The sequence below is a fragment of the Actinomyces glycerinitolerans genome, from assembly GCF_900098745.1.
Taxonomy (GTDB): domain Bacteria; phylum Actinomycetota; class Actinomycetes; order Actinomycetales; family Actinomycetaceae; genus Actinomyces; species Actinomyces glycerinitolerans.
Map to the genome: position 1 here is coordinate 170751 of NZ_FQTT01000012.1, position 16652 is coordinate 187402.

13 protein-coding genes, 2 tRNA genes and 1 other RNA gene are annotated in these 16652 nt (G+C 70.1%); 11 read left to right on the forward strand and 5 right to left on the reverse strand.

Features of this window, described 5'->3' with window-relative positions:
- The first annotated feature begins 36 nt into the window (after positions 1–36).
- The 5 genes from ACGLYG10_RS10995 (at position 37) to rnpB (ending at position 2369) form a co-directional block, all read left to right on the forward strand.
- A tRNA-Ile gene (locus ACGLYG10_RS10995) sits at positions 37–127 on the forward strand.
- A gap of 17 nt (positions 128–144) precedes the next feature.
- Positions 145–225, forward strand: a tRNA-Leu gene (locus tag ACGLYG10_RS11000).
- A gap of 20 nt (positions 226–245) precedes the next feature.
- Positions 246–1115: a Nif3-like dinuclear metal center hexameric protein gene (locus ACGLYG10_RS11005; RefSeq protein ID WP_073331770.1), complete on the forward strand. Its 870-nt coding sequence runs from the start codon at positions 246–248 to the stop codon at positions 1113–1115.
- A 66-nt stretch (positions 1116–1181) separates the two neighbouring features.
- Positions 1182–1916: a zinc ribbon domain-containing protein gene (locus ACGLYG10_RS11010; RefSeq protein ID WP_073331772.1), complete on the forward strand. Its 735-nt coding sequence runs from the start codon at positions 1182–1184 to the stop codon at positions 1914–1916.
- A gap of 63 nt (positions 1917–1979) precedes the next feature.
- Positions 1980–2369: RNase P RNA component class A (gene rnpB, locus ACGLYG10_RS11015), an RNA gene on the forward strand.
- A gap of 143 nt (positions 2370–2512) precedes the next feature.
- Here the strand turns inward: rnpB and ACGLYG10_RS11020 are convergent.
- Positions 2513–3634, reverse strand: coding sequence for a hypothetical protein (locus ACGLYG10_RS11020; protein WP_073331775.1), 1122 nt, complete (start codon positions 3632–3634; stop codon positions 2513–2515).
- A gap of 163 nt (positions 3635–3797) precedes the next feature.
- A complete protein-coding gene (gene map / locus ACGLYG10_RS11025) occupies positions 3798–4688 on the reverse strand; it encodes a type I methionyl aminopeptidase (protein WP_073331778.1) in 891 nt (296 codons plus the stop codon).
- 248 nt (positions 4689–4936) lie between these two features.
- Here map and nhaA point away from each other — a divergent pair, with 248 nt between their 5' ends.
- The 3 genes from nhaA to ACGLYG10_RS11040 all read left to right on the forward strand — a co-directional run bounded on the left by nhaA (position 4937) and on the right by ACGLYG10_RS11040 (position 8420).
- Complete coding sequence (gene nhaA, locus ACGLYG10_RS11030) at positions 4937–6832, forward strand: Na+/H+ antiporter NhaA (RefSeq protein WP_073331780.1); 1896 nt, start codon at positions 4937–4939, stop codon at positions 6830–6832.
- 95 nt (positions 6833–6927) lie between these two features.
- Positions 6928–7704, forward strand: coding sequence for a histidine phosphatase family protein (locus ACGLYG10_RS11035; protein WP_073331783.1), 777 nt, complete (start codon positions 6928–6930; stop codon positions 7702–7704).
- Positions 7701–8420, forward strand: coding sequence for a LysE family translocator (locus ACGLYG10_RS11040; RefSeq protein ID WP_073331785.1), 720 nt, complete (start codon positions 7701–7703; stop codon positions 8418–8420). Before ACGLYG10_RS11035 ends, ACGLYG10_RS11040 begins: the two co-directional genes overlap by 4 nt.
- A 61-nt stretch (positions 8421–8481) precedes the next feature.
- Here the strand turns inward: ACGLYG10_RS11040 and panB are convergent, their stop codons facing one another.
- Together panB and ACGLYG10_RS16875 are read right to left on the reverse strand one after the other, a co-directional pair.
- On the reverse strand, positions 8482–9270 hold the full coding sequence (panB, locus tag ACGLYG10_RS11045) for a 3-methyl-2-oxobutanoate hydroxymethyltransferase (RefSeq protein ID WP_073332128.1): 789 nt from the start codon (positions 9268–9270) through the stop codon (positions 8482–8484).
- A 149-nt stretch (positions 9271–9419) separates the two neighbouring features.
- Entirely contained in the window at positions 9420–9542 is a 123-nt protein-coding gene (locus ACGLYG10_RS16875) for a hypothetical protein (RefSeq protein ID WP_258522238.1), read from the reverse strand.
- Positions 9543–10012: 470 nt separating this feature from the next.
- On the opposite strand from ACGLYG10_RS16875, the gene ACGLYG10_RS11050 reads away from it, so the two are divergent.
- The 3 genes from ACGLYG10_RS11050 (at position 10013) to ACGLYG10_RS11060 (ending at position 15654) form a co-directional block, all read left to right on the forward strand.
- On the forward strand, positions 10013–11344 hold the full coding sequence (locus ACGLYG10_RS11050; RefSeq protein ID WP_073331788.1) for a glutamine synthetase family protein: 1332 nt from the start codon (positions 10013–10015) through the stop codon (positions 11342–11344).
- Positions 11345–11422: 78 nt separating this feature from the next.
- Entirely contained in the window at positions 11423–14956 is a 3534-nt protein-coding gene (locus ACGLYG10_RS11055) for a bifunctional [glutamine synthetase] adenylyltransferase/[glutamine synthetase]-adenylyl-L-tyrosine phosphorylase (protein WP_073332130.1), read from the forward strand.
- Between the two features lie 47 nt (positions 14957–15003).
- The gene (locus tag ACGLYG10_RS11060; RefSeq protein WP_073331791.1) at positions 15004–15654 is read left to right on the forward strand and encodes a histidine phosphatase family protein; all 651 of its coding nucleotides are present in this window, start codon (positions 15004–15006) and stop codon (positions 15652–15654) included.
- Between the two features lie 40 nt (positions 15655–15694).
- On the opposite strand, the gene ACGLYG10_RS16400 is transcribed toward ACGLYG10_RS11060, so the two are convergent.
- Positions 15695–16652 (reverse strand): tetratricopeptide repeat protein (locus ACGLYG10_RS16400; RefSeq protein ID WP_211483016.1); only part of this gene is annotated, 958 nt, incomplete at its 5' end.

Below are 16652 nucleotides of genomic sequence, written 5' to 3' on the forward strand. Positions count from 1 at the left end.
CGCCGAAGTCGCCCCCGCGCCGGGACGCCTTCTCGCGCCCCCTTAGCTCAGTGGTTAGAGCAGCGAGCTTATACCTCGTCCGTGCCTGATAAGCACATGGTCCTGGGTTCGAATCCCAGAGGGGGTACCGGATTGTAGATGCTGGCCCCTGTGGTGGAACGGTAGACACGGCGACCTTAAAAGTCGCTGCCTGAGGGCATGCGGGTTCGATCCCCGCCAGGGGCACTGACCGCTAACCTGGCCCCATGACCGATCCTTGCGACGCCGCCGCGGCGGACACGACCACCCGGCCTCTGACCGTCGGAGAGGTGGAGGCCCTGCTGCGCGCGGCCGCCCCGCCGCAGCTGGCGGAGTCGTGGGACTCCAATCAGTTGATCTGCGGCGACCCGGACGAGCCGGTACGCAACATCCTGCTGGCCGTAGACCCGGTCGGCGTCGTCGTCGACGAGGCCATGGCGCGGGGCGCGGACATGATCATCACGCATCACCCCCTGTACCTGCGCGGTACCGATCACGTCTCCGCGACCGATCCGAAGGGCAAGGTGGTGCACCGCCTGGTGCGCGCCGGGATCGCGCTGGCGAACGCCCACACCACGCTGGACGCCGCCCATGGGGGCGTGGCCGCGGCACTCGCCGACCGGGTTGGCCTGCTGGACACGCGTCCCCTGCAGCCCAATCCCGAGGACCCGACCCAGGGGATCGGGCGCGTGGGCGCGCTCCCGGCGCCCACCCGGCTGCGGGACCTCGCCGCCGCCGTTGCCGCTGCCCTGCCGGACTCCGCTCCCGGGCTGCTCGTGGGCGGTGAACTGGACGCCGTCGTCGAGACGGTCGCCGTCTCCGGCGGCGCCGGAGATTCACTGCTGGGGACGGCCCGCGCCGCCGGCGTCGACGTGTTCCTGACCGCCGACCTGCGTCACCATCCGGCCAGCGAGCATCTCGAGGCCGGTCGCCCCTACCTGTTGTGCGGCACGCACTGGGCCACCGAGTGGGTCGGGCTGCCGCCGCTGGCCGCCCGGCTCGAGGCGGCGGCGCAGGCGCGCGGGCATAGACTCTCCACGTACGTGTCGCAGATCGTCACCGACCCGTGGGCACTGCGTCTGAGCACCGGTCGCTGAACCGGCGGCGGATGCGGCCCTGAAGAATTCGATACTCATCCCGACTGACCAGCGAAGGATCAAGCCGTGACCAGCGCCCCCCTCAGCCAGCAGCGCCTGCTCATCGACCTGCAGAGGCTCGACTCGCAGCTCGCCCGTCTCACCCACGAGCGCAAGCACCTGCCCGTGCTGGAACGCATCGAGGCCACGGTGCAGCGGTTGAAGCTCAACCGTCGGCGCGCGGTTGTAGCCGCGGCGGCCCTGGATGAGGCGCAGGCCAACGCCAAGACGCGCGAGGAGGAAGTGGACCAAGTGGTGCACCGTGCGCAGGTGCTGCGCGAGCGCCTGTCCTCCGGTGCGGCGCCGGCACGTGAACTCACCGCCATTCAGTCGGAGATCGACCAGCTGGGGCGCCGCCAGGCGGTGTTGGAGGAGGCCCAGATCGCTGCCATGGAGCAGTTGGAGGCGGCGCGCACCGAGGTGGACGCCGCCGCTGCGGAGGAGAAGGAGATCCGCGCCGGCGGACGCGAGCTGACGGCCGCCCGCGACGCCGACTTCGCCCGCCTCGACGCCGAGATCGCGGACGCCCGCGGCAAGCGGAACGACCTCGCCGCGGCGATTGGGGACGCACTGCTGGCCGAGTATGAGGCGGTGCGCAAGTCCACCGGCGGCTTGGGAGCGGTGGCCCTGCACGGTCGCCGCGTCGAAGGCGGCGGGGTTGAGATCAGCCCGCAGGAGTATGCCCGGATCGCCGCCGCACCGCAGGACCGGGTCATTCACGCCGAGGAGAACGACGTGATCGTGGTCCGCATGGAGGACTGAGCGCCAGGTGCGCCGGTGCGCTACCCCATGGGTGTGCCGGTCGTTTAGAATCGCCGCTGCGGACGAGCCGACCGGGCGGCCGCGGTACCGTCGGGGAACCGGCGGGTCGAGGAACGTCCGGGCTCCACAGAGCAGGGCGGTGGCTAACCGCCACCCGGGGTGACCCGCGGGACAGTGCCACAGAAAGCAAACCGCCGGCAGATGCCGGTAAGGGTGAAACGGTGGGGCAAGAGCCCACCAGCGTGACGGGTGACCGCCACGGCTAGGTAAACCCCGCCCGGAGCAAGACCGCGCAGCAGGTGACCGCCGCAAGGCGGAAAGGGTTGCTCGCCCGTGCCTGCGGGTAGGTCGCGTGAGGCCATCGGCAACGGTGGTCCAAGATGGATGGTCGCCACCGCCCAGGCCGGTAACGGCGGGCGGCAACAGAACCCGGCGTACAGGTCGGCTCGTCCGCGCTCTATTCGCGCAGGTGGTTCCGCGCGCCAACGGCGGTGCGTCCGCAGTTTCTCGCTCCCCGTATACGCCGACGGCGGCCCCGCTATCCAGCGGGGCCGCCGTTGAGGTGCAGCGGTGGGCACGGAGCCCATCAACTGGTCTTAGAAGGACTTGGCCGCCATGTACAGCTCGTCGGTGCCATAGTAGCCGTTGACTGCGAATACGCCCTGCTGGGCGTTGGCGTCGTCCTCACTGAGGATGAACATGAAGTAGCCCGTGGCGGTGCCGCCGTCGCGCGGCATGTCCTGCTGGCGGAACTCGCTGTCGATGTACAGGGAGGTCGCCTCGGTGGTGTTGCCGTCCTTGACGTAGTCGACCGTCAGGTCGTACGAGTCCATCTTGCCCTTGCCGTGGTACGTGATCGTCACCGGCACCCGCATGTAGACGTTGCCGCTGCCCGGGTCCTCGTAAAAGTACTTGCCGGCCTCGGTCTCGATATCGGAGGTGGCATCCCACTCAACCGAGCCGAACTGGACGTCGAAGCTAGCGTCCGGATCGTCCTCGTAGTCGCCGGCCTCGAAGACGAGCACGTCCTTCTCCGGATCGGCCGGGTCGTCCATGGTGGTGCCGACGTCCGAAGAGGAGGAAGAGGAGTTGGAGTCGTCCTTGTCGTCGTTCGTGGTGTCGTCACTGGTCGGGTCGTCACTGGGCGTGTCGTCACCGTCGTCGGTGTCGTCCGAGGTGGTGTTGCGCGAGTCGTCACTGGTGCGGGAGGACGCCGTGGAGGTCGGGCGCGCGACGGGCTCGTCGTCACCGCCGGTCAGCGCCACGATGAGGCCGATCACCAGCGCCAGGACGACAACGGCGATGATGGTCCAGAACCACCACTGCTTCGTCACCGGCTTCTGACCGCCGGGGGTGCCGCCCTGACCGACATCGATTGGTTGCCAGCCGGCGGCCTGCGGGGACGTGCCCGGGGTCGCCTGCTGGTTGTGATATGGCGTGGGGGACTGGGCGTAGTCCATGTTGGCCGCGTACGGACTCGCACCGGCGGCGTAATCACCGGAAGGAGCCGATGCCGACTGGCCGGTCGGGTCTGCGACCGGCGCGGAGCCGGCCTGCGGGGCCGAGCCGGCGGAGGCTCCGGGGGCAGAGTCATCCACCCATAGCTGCCAGCCCTCGGGGGCCGGGCCCCAGGCGGGATCGGGCTGCCACCCCGGGGGCGGGTTGAACCCCTCGGGGGGTGCCGGCCAGTTCGGCGGCGGGTTGAAGCGCAGTGCCATGAGTCAATACCTCCGGGAAGTGGGGATGCATATTGTCACGCGATGCCGCGAACAACGGTCGCGGACGGATCACAGACGTGAATGTACACGTGCATCGGCGTTTGTTGGGCATCCGTCTCAGCTCGGGGGATGGGTAGCACTACCCCAATACCTCAAATGCGGCTCAGGGGAGTGTGAGAATGTCGGCGCCGTCCTCCGTGACCACCAGCGTGTGCTCGAACTGGGCCGTGCGCGAGCGGTCCTTGGTGACCACCGTCCAGCCGTCGTCCCACTGCTCCCAGTCCTCGGTGCCCAGGGTGAGCATCGGCTCAATGGTGAAGACCATACCCACCTCCATGACGTCGTCGAATCGGGGGGCGGAGTCGTAGTGGGGGATGATCAGCCCCGAGTGGAAGGCCTCGCCCACCCCGTGACCGGTGTAGTCCCGCACCACCCCGTAGTTGAAGCGTGTGGCGTACTTCTCAATGACCCGGCCGATCACATTGACCTCCCGGCCCGGCTTGACCGTCTTGATCCCGCGCTCCATGGCCATGCGGGTGCGCTCGATCAGCAGTGCCGTCTCCTCGTCGACCTCACCCACCGGGTAGGTCGCGTTGGTGTCGCCATGAACGCCTTCGAAGTATGCGGTGACATCCAGATTGATCAGATCCCCCTCCTTGAGCACGGTCGAGTCCGGGATGCCGTGGCAGATCACCTCGTTGATGGAGGTGCAGATCGACTTGGGGAAGCCCATGTAGCCCAGGCAGGAGGGGTAGGCGTGGTGGTCGCACATGTACTCGTGGGCGATCCGGTCCAGCTCGTCGGTGGTGACCCCGGGGGCGATCGCCTTGGCGGCCTCCGCCATGGCACGCGCCGCGATCCGCCCGGCCGCCCGGATCCGCTCAACCGTCTCGGCGTCCTTGACGTCGGACGCGGTTACGCGCTCCGGGCCGTCGTGGAACATGTACTCGGGGCGGGCTATGGAGGCGGGCACATGCCGCTCGGGGGTGAGAACGCCCTTGGTGAGAGTGCCGCGGGGAGCCCGGTCCGCAAGTGAGATCGTCGGTGTAGTCATGGCGTCAGCATAGGAGCCGTCCGAGGCACGAGTACCCAACGGCCACCGCCGGGACGCGATTGACAGCGGTCCATACAATGACACCAGTTCGCCGGCCCGTCCCGCGCCCCGTGTATCGCTCTGCTTCGCTCCCACGGGTAGGGATCTGGGCCGCTCGCATTCGGTGCCGCCGGTCGACAATGCAACCGGGCGGCTGACCGTGCGCGAGGAAACCACCTCCTGTGATTACGCTCGGAAACGGAGACTGAATGAGCACTCCCGACGTTCGTGCCGCCAGTGACCAAGGGCGCATCCGTGACGTCGTAGACAGCTACCTGCGCCGCCGAGGGCGTCTGCTCGAGTTGCAGACCAATGAGACCTATGCGGCGATCGCCCTCGCCGTGGCAACGATCGTCGCCCTGATCTGGGCGAATGTGGGCGACAGCTACCACCAGTTCTGGCAGACATCCGCGGCTATCACGGTCGGCCCGTTCGCGGTGGATCTGACTCTGCATGAGTGGGTGGATGAGGGCCTGATGGCGGTCTTCTTCTTCATGGTCGGGTTGGATGTGCGTCGAGAGCTGACGCTGGGCGAGCTGCGGCTGCCGGGACGCGCGCTGCTGCCGACGGCGGCCGCGGTGGGCGGCCTGGTGGTGCCGGCGCTGATCTACCTGGCCATTATGGGCGGCTCGGACGGGGCCCACGCGTGGGGATCGGTGATCTCCACCGACACGGCCTTCGCGCTGGGGATGCTTGCCCTGGTGGGCCCCAAGCGCGCTCCGCGGCTGCGGCTGTTCCTGCTGGCCTTCGCGGTCATCGACGACATCGGCGCCCTGGCGGTCATCGCCGTCTTCTACTCCGAGTCGCTGAACTTCGTCGCCCTGGCCGTCGCCGCGGCCGGGCTGCTCCTGGTGTGGCTGATGGCGCGTCGCGGGGTCTGGCGCGTGCCGCCCTACCTGGTGCTCGCCGTCGTCATCTGGTACGCGGTCTACCGTTCCGGCGTGCACGCCACGCTCGCGGGCGTGCTCATCGCCCTGCTCATGCCGGTGTACAACGTGCGCAGCGAGGACGTCGACGCCGCCGGGGAGTTCGCCGCCCTTTACCGGCAGGCCCCGGCGCCAGGAAGCGCCCGGATGCTGCGCGAGTCCCTGAACTACTCCATGCCGCTCAATCAGCGCCTGGCGTTCCTCCTGCCGCCCTACGTGAACTTCCTGGTGGTGCCCCTGTTCGCCCTGGCCAACGCCGGAGTGGCGCTCGGCGCCGAGACCATCGGTGCCGCCATCTCCTCCCGCATCCTGTGGGCCGTGATCGGCGGCCTCGTGGCGGGTAAGCTCATCGGCGTCGTCCTCGGGGCCGGGCTGGTGCTGTGGCTCGTGCCCGCCTCCCGCATGCCGGGGCTGGACCTGCCGCGCATCACCGGGCTCGGAGCTCTGTCCGGCATGGGCTTCACCATCTCCCTGCTGGTGGCCAACATCGCGCTGGAGGACGAGACTCTGCGCGACCAGGCGCGCCTCGGAGTACTGCTCGCCTCGCTGCTGGCCCTGGTGCTGGCCGCCCTCGTCTTCCAGGTGACCGACCGGCTCTGCCCGCTGCCGGAGCCCACTGGGATGCGCCTGTGCCGCCCGCCCGCGCCGGCACACGAACTGACGTTCGGCAGCATGGACGCGCCGCATGTGCTGATCAACTACGCCGACATGGACGACGAGGACCGGTGGCGGCTGACGGAGGCGCTTTATGGCCTGCAGCCGCTGATCGACTCCGGCGAGGTGCTACTGATCCTGCGGCACAAACTGTCTGGGCCGGAGAGCCTGCTCGCCGCACTTGCCCTGGAAGCCGTATCCGCCAACGACGAGCCGAACCTATGGCCCTTCCACGACGCCATCGCAGAGTTGCGTGGTGGCATAACGGCGCGCTCTCTGACCAGGGCGGCGCGAGAGGTCGGTATCGACGCCCACGCACTGTGGGAACGCATTGACTCGGGGAGCGACGAACCCAAGGTGCTAGCCGACGCGAGTGACGTTGAGGGCCTCACCGATGACGCAAGCCCGGTGCTCTACATCGACGGGCGCCGTTTCGAACGCCTGCTCAACCGTTGGACCCTGTCCGAGGAGATCGGTCGCTTGCAGCAGATGTCCGCGGACGGCCTTGAGAAAACGCGCGATTGAGGCCCGCCCCGGGCATAGACGGTCACTGGGGACGACGTCCCTTCGGCGTCGGCGACTGGCCGCGCCGCATGGGAGTATCGCCATACGATTACCGCATGGCGATGATCTACTTCGTGCGGCACGGCCGTACCGTCCTGAATGAGCAGCGCCGCACCCAGGGCGCGGCCGACTCCCCACTGACGCCCGAGGGACGCCTGGGCGCCGAGATCTGCCGTGACTACCTGGCCGACGTTCCCTTCAACCGCGCCTACTTCAGCCCCCAGGGGCGCGTCCAGGAGACCGGCGGCATCCTGCTGCAGGCGCACCCCGGCCTCACCCCGGTGAACCTGACCGGCCTGCGCGAGTACAACTACGGCGTTTACGACGGCGGCCCCGATCCGGTCATGCACGCGGCCCTGCCTGCGGAGCAGCACCTGCCCGCCGTCCTGACCGGCGTGCACCCCGGCGCCCCCGGCGGTATTACCGCCCGGGACTACCTCGCCGACGTCGACGGCGCCCTAGCTCGCATCCTCGCCGACCTGCGCTCCGTCGCGGCGGGCGACGACGGCGCGGACAACGTGCTGGTGGTCTCCCACGGCATGACGCTCATGACCATCATGGCCCGCTGGGTGGGGCCGCAGATCTACGGCATGGCCCCGATGGCCAACTGCGCGGTGACCACCGTTGAGGTGACGCCGAGCGCCGTCGACGGTGCCCCGCGCCTGCTCACGTGGGCGGAGGACCCCGGTAACCAGGGAGTTACCTACCCGGTTCGGGACTTCAGCGACGCCTTTGCGGGGGTCGTGCCCGTACCGATCGACTGGGAGCACCCGGAGGGCCTGGCGGCCGGCTCGGCCGACGCCGTTGGGAACGGTGTTAGGAGCAATGCATGACGCTGCCGCAGGCGCTCGCCGGATTCGCGGCCATCGTGGTTGTGCTCACGCTGGTGCCCGGACTCGACACCGCGGTCGTGCTGCGGGGCGCACTCAATCACTCTCGCGGTTACGGCCTGGCCACGGTCGCGGGCATCTTCACCGGGCTGATCATCTGGGGCGCAGCCGCCGGCGCCGGGGCGACGGCGGTGTTGGCCGCCTCCCGCACGGCTTACCGGCTCCTGTCGCTGGCCGGTGCCCTGTATCTGGCCTGGATGGGCGGCGGCATGCTGCTGCGTTCCTTCCGTCGTGCCTCCCGTGGGCGGACGGCCATAGACCTGGGAACGGGCGCGGCACAGGCGGAGACCGCGTCGGCGGAAGCGCCGCTTACAACGGGAGCACGTGTCGCTGACGCCGACGGTGCTCCGCTGTGGCGGGGCTGGCTCACCGGGCTGGCGACCGATCTGCTCAACCCCAAGGCGGGCGTGTTCTACCTCGCCACCATTCCGCAGTTCATGGCCGTCGGGGTGCCACCACTGCTGATGGGCGTGCTGCTCGCCACCGTGCACGGGCTGTGCTGCATGGTGTGGATGGGCGCACTCGCCGTCGGGGCGTCGTGGATCGCGCCCCGGCTGGAGTCCGGTGCCGGGGCCGCGCTGGAGCGCTGGACGGACCGGGTCACCGGCGGCGTTCTGCTCGGATTCGGTGCGAAGCTGGCGTTCGACGCCCGCGTGTAAGCGCCGGCATCACCGCGGAAGGGAAGCAGCACTTGGCGCCGGGTGCGCCCCGAGCGCGAGCCTAGGCCTCGAAGCTCTCCGCAGCCCCCGGGAATGAGGCGTCACGGACCGCGGCGTTGTAATCCTGCGCGGCCTGTTGCAGCGCCCGACCGACCTGGCCGAACTGCCGTGCGAAGCGCGGCTTCCACTCCTCCATACCGGCCATGTCGGTCCACACCAGCACCTGGCCGTCGCAGTGGACTCCGGCACCGATACCGATCGTGGGCACCGGCACCGCCTGCGTAATGCGCGCCGCCACCGGCTCAGGCATCATCTCCAGAACCATCCCGATCGCGCCGGCGTCGGCCAGCGCCGCGGCGTCTGCCAACAGGGCCTCCTGCGCATCCTCGCCGCGGCCCTGTACGCGGAAGCCGCCGAGCTTGTTCACCGACTGGGGAGTGAAGCCGAGGTGGCCGACCACCGGGATGCCCGCGTCGGACAGTGCGCGCACCGTTGCCGCCCGGGGGCGGCCGCCCTCGAGCTTGACGGCGTTGGCGCCCACGCGCATGAGCCGTACGGCACTGGCCAGGGCCTGCTCGGGGCCGGCCTCATAGGTGCCGAAGGGCAGATCCGCCACCACCAGGGCCCGGCTGGTGCCGCGGGCCACCGAGCGAGTGGCCACCACCATCTCGTCGAGGGTGACCGGCACGGTGGAGTCGTAGCCGAGCATGACGTTGCCCAGCGAGTCGCCGACCAGCAGCATGTCGGTACCCGCAGCATCCAGGATGCGCGCGGTGACCGCGTCGTAGGCGGTGAGCATGGTCAGCTTCTCGCCCCGCTGCTTCGCGCTCAGCAGGTGGTGCACGCGCACTTTCTTGACCTGTGAGATCTGCGGCCCCGCCGCGGCCGGGGTGGTGACTTCGGCGGCGGCGGGGGAGGCGCCTACCGTGGCAGCGTCTGCGGATGACTGGTCGGAAGCGGAAGTGGTCATGTTCGGAGCCTACTCGCCGGGCGGAGCTCCTATTCCGATTCCTTGACGGCGACGATCGGCAGCGGAGCCCCGGCGGCGAGGCTGCTGTCGGTGTGACGGTTCAGGTCTGCACGCTCAAACTGGCTCTTCGGGTTTGAGGGCGTGGTGTCCACGGGCCGGTCGGGAGTCTGGGTCGGGCGTGTGAGTGGACTGGGGTGTCTGCTGCGCCGGTTCGGCGTTAACAACGCTACTTAACGCTCTGCTGTATACCTCGGAGCCCTTCAGTAGATCGTTAACCGGCGTTGTTAACCCCGAAGTGGCGTTGTAGACGCCGTGGATGGCGAAGTCGCATAGCAGATGGTCCCGCTTCCGGGCACGGGGGATGGCGGCAGACAAGTCCGGCGCGGTGAACCGGCACTGCTCACCGGATCCTTCGCCCCCGTGAGACGCTGGTCTAACGCACCACGTTCGTTCCGATACCCACGTTCACGCCGATAACCCGCGAATGGTCGTGCCCAGCCGTGCCCGCCGCACCGCCGCGTGAAACCCGGCGGACTCCTTCAGCCGATAGGCTGACCGAGGAAGCCCGCGGTGACCGGACCCGCAGACCACACCGCCCGCGCAAGGAGGCAACGCCAGCATTATGGACAAGCAGCAGGAATACGTACTGCGCGCCATCGAGGAACGCGACATCCGCTTCATCCGCCTGTGGTTCACCGACGTGCTCGGCCAGCTGAAGTCGGTCGCAATCGCGCCCGCCGAGGTTGAGGGCGCCTTCGAGGAGGGCATCGGCTTCGACGGCTCGGCCATTGAGGGACTCACCCGCGTGTATGAGTCGGACATGCTGCTGTCCCCGGACCCTTCCACCTTCCAGATGCTGCCGTGGCGGGAGGAGGTTAACAGCGTCGCCCGCATGTTCTGCGATGTGCTCACCCCGGATGGCGAGCCTGCCCGCACCGATCCGCGCGCCGTACTCGAACGCCAGCTGGCCCGCGTGGCCGACGCCGGCTTCACCTGCTATGTGCACCCCGAGATCGAGTTCTATCTGGTGGGCCGCGACGGCGACGGTCGCATCGTCCCCACCGACCATGCCGGCTACTTTGACCACGTGCCCGGCGGCACCGCGCACGAGTTCCGCCGCCACGCCATCCTCATGCTTGAGCAGATGGGCATTTCGGTGGAGTTCTCCCACCATGAGGGCGGACCCGGCCAGAACGAGATCGACCTGCGCTTCGCCGACGCGCTGTCCATGGCCGACAACATCATGACCTTCCGCGCCGTGGTCCAGGAGGTCGCCCTGCAGGAGGGCTGCGAGGCCACGTTCATGCCCAAGCCCTTCGTCGGCCAGCCCGGAAGCGGCATGCACACGCACTTCTCCCTGTACGAGGGCGACCACAACGCCTTCCACGATCCGTCCGGGCAGTACCAGCTGTCCGCCACCGGGCGCGCGTTCGTCGCCGGTCTGCTGCACCATGCTACCGAGATCTGCGCGGTCACCAACCAGCATGTGAACTCCTACAAGCGGTTGTGGGGCGGCGACGAGGCCCCCAGCTACGTGTGCTGGGGTCACAACAACCGCTCGGCCCTGGTGCGCGTCCCCATGCACAAGCCCGGCAAGGCCCAGTCCGCCCGCGTGGAGTTCCGGGGCATCGACTCCTCCGCCAACCCCTACCTGGCCTTCGCCGTGATTCTCGCCGCGGGCATGAAGGGCATTGAAGAGGGCTACGAGCTTCCCGCCGAGGCGGAGGACACCGTCTGGGCCCTGTCCGAGTTGGAACGCAAGTCGCTGGGCATCGGGGCACTGCCCACCTCACTGAAGAGCGCCGTGGCCGCCATGGCCGAATCCGACCTGGTGGCCGACACGTTGGGGGAGGACGCCTTTGAGTTCTTCCGCCGCAACAAGCGTCGCGAGTACCTGGCCTACGACGCCCAGGTGACCGACTTCGAACTCAGTCAGTTCTTCCCGAGATTGTGATGACTCGTGTCCACCAACCGTGAAGCAGGGCAGCAGCGGGGCACTCGCCCCGACACGCCCGCCGGAAGCGGCCCGTCCCTGACCGGGCGCGGCCGGTGGCCCAGCACGCGCGCCCGGCTCCTGTGGGCGGGTTTCACCGAGGTGGATCGCGCCTACGGCCTGCTCACCGACCCGGCGTTGGCGCCCCTGCTGCCCGCCGTGTCCCCGGCGCCCGACGCCGACACCGAGGAGCTGCCTGCCCTCGACCCGGCCCGTGTAAGGCTGGTGGACGAGCTCGGCCGCACCGCCGACCCGGACCTGGCCCTGCTCGCCCTGGTCCGGCTGGCGGAGGCATGCACGGTCATCGGCGGCCCAAAAACCGCCATCGAGCCCACTGCGGAGCCGGAATACGTGCACTCCGACGCCGTCGCCGACGGCGTGGGCGCTCCCGCTCGCACGCTTGCGCGGCTGCTGCGCCTGGACACAGTCGCTGAGCCGACAGACACGGGAGACCCCGACGCTGAGGCGGACCTCGACCCAGACGAACAGGAACTCGTGGGCCACCGCGGTCGCCTGCTGGCGGTGCTCGGCGCCTCCCAGGCGCTCGGAGACTTCCTGATCTCCCACCCCGAGCACCTGGACGCCCTCGCCCCCGCGCACGCCTGGGACGCCCCCGGCCAGCCCAAAGCCGCCATCGGCCTGCACGACGCCGTCGCCGCCGTGCTTGTAGACGCCCCCACCCCCCTTCCCGAGGCGTTTACCGGCCGCGCCATCAGCGCCTTGCGCGTGGCCTACCGCGACCGCCTGCTCGCCGTGGTCGCCGACGACCTGACCGCCGAAAGTCCACTGGCGCACCTGCCCACCGTGGGCGGGCGCATGTCCGACCTGGCCGACGCCGCCCTGGAGACCGCCCTGACCATCGCCCGCGCCGTCGTGGGACCCGCCGCCGCGGACGTGGCCATGGCGATCATCGCCATGGGCAAGACGGGCGCACGCGAACTGAACTACATCTCCGACGTCGACGTCGTCTACGTGGTCGGCCCCGCCCACCGGGACGGCGTAGAGCGTGCGGCGGACTCCGACGCCGCGGCGGACGAGGAGAACATCCTGCGGGTGGGGGCACAGATCGCCACCGAGATCGCCCGCATCACCTCCGCGTCGGGCGCCGAGCCACCCCTGTGGCCGCTGGACACCGCGCTGCGCCCCGAGGGCAAGGACGGTGCCCTGGTGCGCACCCTGGACTCGCACCTGGCGTACTACCAGCGCTGGGCCTCCTCGTGGGAGTTCCAGGCACTGCTCAAGGCGCGCGCCTGCGCCGGCGACCGGCAGCTCGGCGCCGCCTACGAGGCCGGTGTCGCACCCCTGGTGTGGTCGGCCAGCCAGCGGGAGAACTTCGTCGACGACGCGCGCGCCATGCGCCGCCGGGTCGAGTCCGAGTCCGCACAGCCGGGTCCCGACGACCGCCGCATCAAACTCGGCCCCGGCGGCCTGCGGGACGTGGAGTTCACCGTGCAGCTGCTGCAACTGGTGCACGGCCGTGCCGACGCGCGCCTGCGCGTGCGCGGAACCCTGGATGGGCTTCAGCAGCTCTCCGCCGGCGGCTACGTGGGGCGCGCGGACGCGGCCGAACTGGCCGACTGCTATCGGATGCTGCGGCTGCTGGAGCACCGCGCCCAACTTCTGCGCATGCGCCGTACCCACGACCTGCCGGCCGCCGATGCAGATCTGCGCCGCATCGGGCGGGGTATCGACCGCAGGCGGTTGAAGGACGCCGATGCGGTGCGCAAGCTCTTCCACCGGGTGCGCCGCCGGGTGCGGGCCCTGCACGAGGAGATCTACTACCGGCCGCTGCTCAGCGCCGCCGCCAGCCTGACCACGGAGGAACTGAGCCTCACCCCCGCCGCCGCGCGCGAGCGCCTCGCGGCCTTCGGCTACCTCGACCCCGACGGCGCGTTGCACCACATCCAGGCGCTCACCGAGGGCGTCAGTCGCCGCGCCGCCATTCAGCGCCAGCTGCTGCCCGTGATCATCGGCTGGATCGGGCAGGGCCCCGACCCCGACCACGGCCTGCTGTCCTTCCGCCGCCTGTCGGAGTCCATCGGCGGCTCCCACTGGTACCTGGCCATGCTGCGGGACTCTCCGGTGGCCGCCCGCCGCCTGTGCCAGGTGCTATCCGGTGCTCGCTGGACCACCGACCGGCTCGCCGAGCGTCCGGAGTCGATCGCCTGGCTCGACGACGACGCCGAACTGGCCGCCCGCCCGCCCGGCGCGATCTGCTCCGAGACGGAACGGGTACTGCGGCGCCGCTCCTTCACCGCCACGGACCCTGCCGGCATCGAGCAGCAGGCCGCGGAGGCGATCCGCGCGGTCATGGGGGTGCGCACGCGTGAGCTGATCCGCGCCGCCCTGGCCGACTCACTCGACGGCGTGGACCCCGCTCGCACCGCCCGCATCCTCGGCGACGCCACCGACGCGGTCCTTGGGGCCGCCCTGACGGTGGCCACCGGCTTGGTGATCGCGCAGCGGGACGGGCCGGCCGCCGTCGCCGCCGGCCCCGATGCCGAGGGCGCCTGGCCCGGTGCCGCCGCCCGTCACGCGCTGATCGCCATGGGGCGCCTGGGCGGACGGGAGATCACCTACACCTCCGACGCCGATGTGCTGTTCGTACACGAGCCGCGGCCCGGCGCCGACCCGGACGTGGCCGCCGCCGAGGCGGAGGCGGTCGCGAAATGGGTGACCCGGCTGCTGGCCCAGGCGCGCCCGCACCCGCTCGAGGTGGACACCGGGCTGCGCCCCGAGGGGCGCCAGGGGCCGGTCTCCCGCTCCCTGGACTCCTACGCGGAGTACTACCAGCGTTGGGGGGCCGTGTGGGAGCGGCAGGCGCTGCTGCGCGCCCGGCCCTGCGCCGGCGACCGCGACCTGGGAGCGCGCTTCGAGGCGCTCATCGACCCGCTGCGCTGGAGCCCGGACGGGCTCGACGACGCCGGGCTGCGGGAGATCCGCCGCCTGAAGGCCCGCATGGAGGCCGAGCGGCTGCCGCGCGGCGCCGATCCCAGTCGGCACGTCAAGCTTGGTCCCGGGGGCCTGTCCGACGTCGAATGGTCCGCGCAGGTGCTGCAACTGACCCGGGCGGCGCAGGTGCCCGGACTGCGCACCACCTCCACGCTGGAGGCCCTGTCCGCCGCTACCCGGGCGGGCCTGCTCGGCGTCGACGAGGCCGGCAAGCTCACCGCCGCCTGGGTGCTGGCCTCCCGGGTGCGGGCCGCCACCGTGCTGGGAACCGGCCGCGAGGGGGCCAGTCGGGTGGAGGTACTGCCCACGGAGCCGCGCGAGATTCGCCTAGTCGGCCGGCTGCTGGGGCTGCCCGCCGGCAGCGAACGGGACCTGGAGGACATCTACCGGCGCACCGCCCGGCACGCCCGGCGCGTGGTGGAGCACGTCGTCTTCGGCGACGCCGTCCCGGCGCGGCCGGCCCCGCCCACGACCGCCGCGGGGACGCGCTTGGCGGGCCGGCGCGGGAAGAATGGTCAGGCACGCATGGGCGACACCGGAGGCGCCGCCGGCAGCGGTAGGAGTGTCAGGCCCCGTCCCCCCAGACGCCCCCGCGGCGCCGGACCCTACCCCTGGTCCTGAACGGTCCTGACGTCGCCCTCGGCCCGCGAGCCTGGCAGTATAGGCCCGTGAAGCTTCTGCTAGTCCGACACGGCCGCACCATCGCCAACGTCGTCGGCGCCCTGGATACCGCCTTCCCCGGCAATTCCCTGGACGCCGTCGGGGTGGAGCAGGCCTCGCTGCTGCCGGGGCGCCTGGAGTCCAGTGGGGACCTGGATGCCATCTCCTCACTGTGGGTGTCCCCGATCCAGCGGGCCCGGGAGACGATCGCTCCCATTGAGCAGGCGACCGGCCTGGCCGCTCGTATCCGCCCCGGCCTGCGCGAGGTATTGGCCGGCGACATCGAGATGAACACGGACATCCGCTCCGTGGCCTGCTACACCGACACCACCCGCTCCTGGATGGTGGGGCGTATGGCCGCGCGGATCCCCGGCAGCCCGGAGGACGGGGCGGATACCTTCGCGCGCTTCAACGGCGTGGTGGAGGAGATCTACAACTCCACCCGCGCCGGCGGCACCGCTCTGCTGGTGGCGCACGGCACCATCCTGCGTCTGTGGACGGCGCTGGCGGCGGCGGTCGGCGGGGGAGCGGACCCCGCCTGGATTGCGGAGCACCCCATGCGCAACACGGCGGTCAGCGTGGTCGAGGGCGACCCGCATTCGGGTTGGCGGCTGGTCGACTGGGACGAGGGCACCTGGCGGGCCGAGGCCGTGCGATAGGTGGGCAGCTCAGACGGTTGCGGAGATTGCCGGACGGCCTTCACTCGGGGTTTGATCCGCCCTGTATGAAGCTGCGAATGGCGCGCGCATCGTCGGGTGAAAGCTCGGCCAGGAACGGCGCGAGCAACGCATCAACTTCTGCCTGATAGCCCGAGGCGAAAAGCGACTTCAGACCGGACAGTCCCTGGTTGAGAGTGTCTTCGTGATCCGCGCTCTCCGGTGCTCTACGGACCAGGAATAGGTACGCCCGAGCGGCGAGCTCAGGTGCGCCCAGGTCTTGTGCGCGGGTGGCGACAGAGACTGCGATTGCCAGCACCTGAGCCGATGTGGAGCAGGGCTCTGCTTGGTCCATCGCGGCGCCAAACTCGTGGATGACCGCATCTGTCGAGTCGCCACGGGCCTGGGCGAGGCTGCCGAGCTGGTGGTGGGTGGTGGCGATGCCGGCCTGGTTGCCCAGCTGCTCCTTGATCTTGAGGGAGTGGTGGTAGTGCTTCTCGGCCTGCTGGTAGTCGCCACGGGCCTGGGCGAGCATGCCGAGCTGGTGGTGGGTGGTGGCGATGCCGGCCTGGTCGCCCAGCTGCTCCTCGATCTTGAGGGAGTGGTGGTAGTGCTTCTCGGCCTGCTGGTAGTCGCCACGGAGATAGCTGAGGGTGCCGAGCTGCCCATGACTGGTGGCGATGCCGGACTGGTCGCCCAGCTGCTCCTCGATCTTGAGGGAGTGGTGGTAGTGCTTCTCGGCCTGCTGGTAGTCGCCACGGGCCTGGGCGAGCATGCCGAGCTGGTGGTGGGTGGTGGCGATGCCGGCCTGGTTGCCCAGCTGCTCGAAGACCACGAGGGAGTGGTGGTAGTGCTTCTCGGCCTGGTGGTAGTCGCCACGGGCCTGGGCGAGCATGCCGAGCTGGTGGTGGGTGGTGGCGATGCCGGACTGGTCGCCCAGCTGCTCCTCGATCTTGAGGGAGTGGTGGTAGTGCTTCTCGGCCTGCTGGTAGTCGCCACGG